We start from the raw sequence: 4,666 nt of genomic DNA on the forward strand, positions 1-4,666 counted from the left end.
ACTTCCACTTCTAGCCTATCTACCTCATCTTCTTTGAGGGGTCTTACTTCATAAATGAATGGGAAATCTCATCTCGAGGCGAGTTTCACACTTAGATGCTTTCAGCGTTTATCTCATCCGTACATAGCTACTCAGCGATGCACCTGGCGGCACAACTGATACACCAGAGGTACGTTCACCCCGGTCCTCTCGTACTAAGGGCAACTCCTCTCAAATTTCCTGCGCCCGCGACGGATAGGGACCGAACTGTCTCACGACGTTCTGAACCCAGCTCGCGTACCGCTTTAATGGGCGAACAGCCCAACCCTTGGGACCGACTACAGCCCCAGGATGCGATGAGCCGACATCGAGGTGCCAAACCTCCCCGTCGATGTGGACTCTTGGGGGAGATAAGCCTGTTATCCCCAGGGTAGCTTTTGTCCGTTGAGCGATGGCCCTTCCATGCGGAACCACCGGATCACTAAGCCCTACTTTCGTACCTGCTCGACTGGTAAGTCTCACAGTCAAGCTCCCTTGTGCCTTTACACTCTGCGAATGATTTCCAACCATTCTGAGGGAACCTTTGGGCGCCTCCGTTACCTTTTAGGAGGCGACCGCCCCAGTCAAACTGCCTGCCAGACACTGTCTTCCACCACGCTTAGTGGTGTGAGTTAGAGTGGTCATACAACGAGGGTAGTATCCCACCTGCGCCTCCATCGAAACTAGCGTTCCGATTTCTACGGCTCCTACCTATGCTGTACAAGCTGCACAAACACTCAATATCAAGCTACAGTAAAGCTCCATGGGGTCTTTCCGTCCTGTCGCGGGTAACCCGCATCTTCACGGGTATTTAAATTTCACCGAGTCTCTCGTTGAGACAGTGCCCAGATCGTTACGCCTTTCGTGCGGGTCGGAACTTACCCGACAAGGAATTTCGCTACCTTAGGACCGTTATAGTTACGGCCGCCGTTTACTGGGGCTTCAATTCGTACCTTCGCCGAAGCTAAGCACTCCTTTTAACCTTCCAGCACCGGGCAGGCGTCAGCCCCTATACGTCATCTTACGATTTTGCAGAAACCTGTGTTTTTGATAAACAGTCGCCTGGGCCTATTCACTGCGGCTGTGCTTACGCACAGCACCCCTTCTCCCGAAGTTACGGGGTCATTTTGCCGAGTTCCTTAACGAGAGTTCACTCGCTCACCTTAGGATGCTCTCCTCGACTACCTGTGTCGGTTTGCGGTACGGGCAGGTAAATACTAACTAGAAGCTTTTCTTGGCAGTGTGACGTCACGAACTTCCCTACTTTATTTCGGTCCCCATCATAACTTGTCCGTGCAGAATCAAGCATTTAACTCAACTCAAGACTTATTATTTAGCCCAGCATTTCCAGCCGCTGGGATTCGTTAGCCTCCTGCGTCCCTCCATCGTTCAAACATATTCACCTGGTACAGGAATCTCAACCTGTTATCCATCGACTACGCCTTTCGGCCTCGCCTTAGGTCCCGACTAACCCTGGGAGGACGAGCCTTCCCCAGGAAACCTTAGTCATACGGTGGACAGGATTCTCACCTGTCTTTCGCTACTCATACCGGCATTCTCACTTCTATACGTTCCACTAGTCCTCACGGTCTAACTTCTTCACATATAGAACGCTCTCCTACCGCGCCACTTACGTGGCACCCGCAGTTTCGGTGGTGTGTTTAGCCCCGGTACATTTTCGGCGCAGAATCACTCGACTAGTGAGCTATTACGCACTCTTTAAATGGTGGCTGCTTCTGAGCCAACATCCTAGTTGTCTATGCAACTCCACATCCTTTTCCACTTAACACACACTTAGGGACCTTAACTGGCGATCTGGGCTGTTCCCCTTTTGACAATGGATCTTATCACTCACTGTCTGACTCCCGGACATACGTCATTGGCATTCGGAGTTTATCTTAATTTGGTAACCCGAGATGGGCCCCGCACCAAAACAGTGCTCTACCTCCAAGACGCTACATTCCGAGGCTAGCCCTAAAGCTATTTCGGAGAGAACCAGCTATCTCCAAGTTCGATTGGAATTTCACCGCTACCCACACCTCATCCGAGCATTTTTCAACATGCACCGGTTCGGGCCTCCAGTGCGTTTTACCGCACCTTCACCCTGGACATGGGTAGGTCACCTGGTTTCGGGTCTACACCCACATACTATGTCGCCCATTTCAGACTCGCTTTCGCTACGGCTCCGGTCTTTCCACCTTAACCTTGCATGTGAGCGTAACTCGCCGGTTCATTCTACAAAAGGCACGCTATCACCCATTAACGGGCTCTAACTTCTTGTAGGCACATGGTTTCAAGAACTCTTTCACTCCCCTTCCGGGGTGCTTTTCACCTTTCCCTCACGGTACTGGTTCACTATCGGTCACTAGGGAGTATTTAGCCTTGGGAGATGGTCCTCCCGGATTCCGACCGGATTTCACGTGTCCGGCCGTACTCAGGATCCCGACGGGAGATTGCTTACTTTCGTTTACAGGGCTATCACCTTGTTTCGCTCAGCTTCCCAGCTGATTCAACTAATAAACAATTTTGTAACTCCACAATGTCGGTCCTACAACCCCAGAGTGCAAGCACTCTGGTTTGGGCTTGTCCGCTTTCGCTCGCCGCTACTGACGGAATCGATTTTTCTTTCTATTCCTGTTGCTAATGAGATGTTTCAGTTCACAACGTCTACCTTCATACTGGCTATATATTCACCAGCAGATAACTAGCATACACTAGCTGGGTTCCCCCATTCGGAAATCTCCGGATCAAAGCTTACTTACAGCTCCCCGAAGCATATCGGTGTTAGTCCCGTCCTTCATCGGCTCCTAGTGCCAAGGCATCCACCATGCGCCCTTAATAACTTAACCTAACGACTTCGTCGTTAAATAAGTTTGAGTATGTGACAATTAAGTCACTTGCGATTTTTAATCTCTAAAACTCAAAAAATTACGCAGTGTAATATTCTCGGTGTAATTAATATAAATATTAATAACTAAAAATTTACAAATAGATTCAGTTTTCAAAGAACTAAANNTTGAGTGTAAATCACTCAAAACTGAATAACGTTTCAATGTATGTGTAGGTTTCCGATTTTCCTTAGAAAGGAGGTGATCCAGCCGCAGGTTCTCCTACGGCTACCTTGTTACGACTTCACCCTAATCATCTGTCCCACCTTAGACGGTTGGCTCCTAAAAGGTTACCCCACCGGCTTTGGGTGTTACAAACTCTCATGGTGTGACGGGCGGTGTGTACAAGACCCGGGAACGTATTCACCGCGGCGTGCTGATCCGCGATTACTAGCGATTCCGACTTCATGTAGGCGAGTTGCAGCCTACAATCCGAACTGAGACGTACTTTAAGAGATTAGCTCACCCTCGCGGGTTGGCAACTCGTTGTATACGCCATTGTAGCACGTGTGTAGCCCAGGTCATAAGGGGCATGATGATTTGACGTCATCCCCGCCTTCCTCCGGTTTGTCACCGGCAGTCTTGCTAGAGTGCCCAACTAAATGCTGGCAACTAACAATAAGGGTTGCGCTCGTTGCGGGACTTAACCCAACATCTCACGACACGAGCTGACGACAACCATGCACCACCTGTCACCTTGTCCCCGAAGGGAACACTCCATCTCTGGAGTTGTCAAGGGATGTCAAGACCTGGTAAGGTTCTTCGCGTTGCTTCGAATTAAACCACATGCTCCACCGCTTGTGCGGGTCCCCGTCAATTCCTTTGAGTTTCAACCTTGCGGTCGTACTCCCCAGGCGGAGTGCTTAATGCGTTAGCTGCGGCACTTAGGGGCGGAAACCCCCAAACACCTAGCACTCATCGTTTACGGTGTGGACTACCAGGGTATCTAATCCTGTTTGCTACCCACACTTTCGAGCCTCAACGTCAGTTACAGTCCAGAAAGCCGCCTTCGCCACTGGTGTTCTTCCATATATCTACGCATTCCACCGCTACACATGGAGTTCCACTTTCCTCTACTGCACTCAAGTCATCCAGTTTCCAAAGCAATTCCTCAGTTGAGCTGAGGGCTTTCACTTCAGACTTAAATAACCGTCTGCGCTCGCTTTACGCCCAATAAATCCGGATAACGCTTGGGACATACGTATTACCGCGGCTGCTGGCACGTATTTAGCCGTCCCTTTCTGGTAAGATACCGTCACACACTGAACAGTTACTCTCAATGTCATTCTTCTCTTACAACAGTGCTTTACGAGCCGAAACCCTTCATCACACACGCGGCGTTGCTCCATCAGGCTTGCGCCCATTGTGGAAGATTCCCTACTGCTGCCTCCCGTAGGAGTATGGGCCGTGTCTCAGTCCCATTGTGGCCGATCAGTCTCTCAACTCGGCTATGCATCATCGCCATGGTGAGCCGTTACCTCACCATCTAGCTAATGCACCGCGGGACCATCTCTTAGTGATAGCAGAACCATCTTTTAAATTAAAACCATGCGGTTTTAACTGTTATACGGTATTAGCATCTGTTTCCAAATGTTATCCCCTGCTAAGAGGTAGGTTTCCCACGTGTTACTCACCCGTTCGCCACTCATCATATCAAAAGCAAGCTTTCGATAATCAGCGTTCGACTTGCATGTATTAGGCACGCCGCCAGCGTTCATCCTGAGCCAGGATCAAACTCTCATTTTGAGAAACAAATTGCT

The 4,666-nt window shown here is 49.8% G+C and carries 2 rRNA genes; both read right to left on the minus strand.

From position 1 onward, the window contains the following. A 23S ribosomal RNA gene (locus ESZ50_RS08440) occupies positions 1-2,867 on the minus strand; the annotation flags it as partial. A gap of 233 nt (positions 2,868-3,100) precedes the next feature. Continuing rightward, a 16S ribosomal RNA gene (locus ESZ50_RS08445) occupies positions 3,101-4,652 on the minus strand. Positions 4,653-4,666 lie beyond the last annotated feature (14 nt).

Source organism: Weissella muntiaci (genome assembly GCF_008107635.1).
Classification (GTDB): Bacteria; Bacillota; Bacilli; order Lactobacillales; family Lactobacillaceae; genus Weissella; species Weissella muntiaci.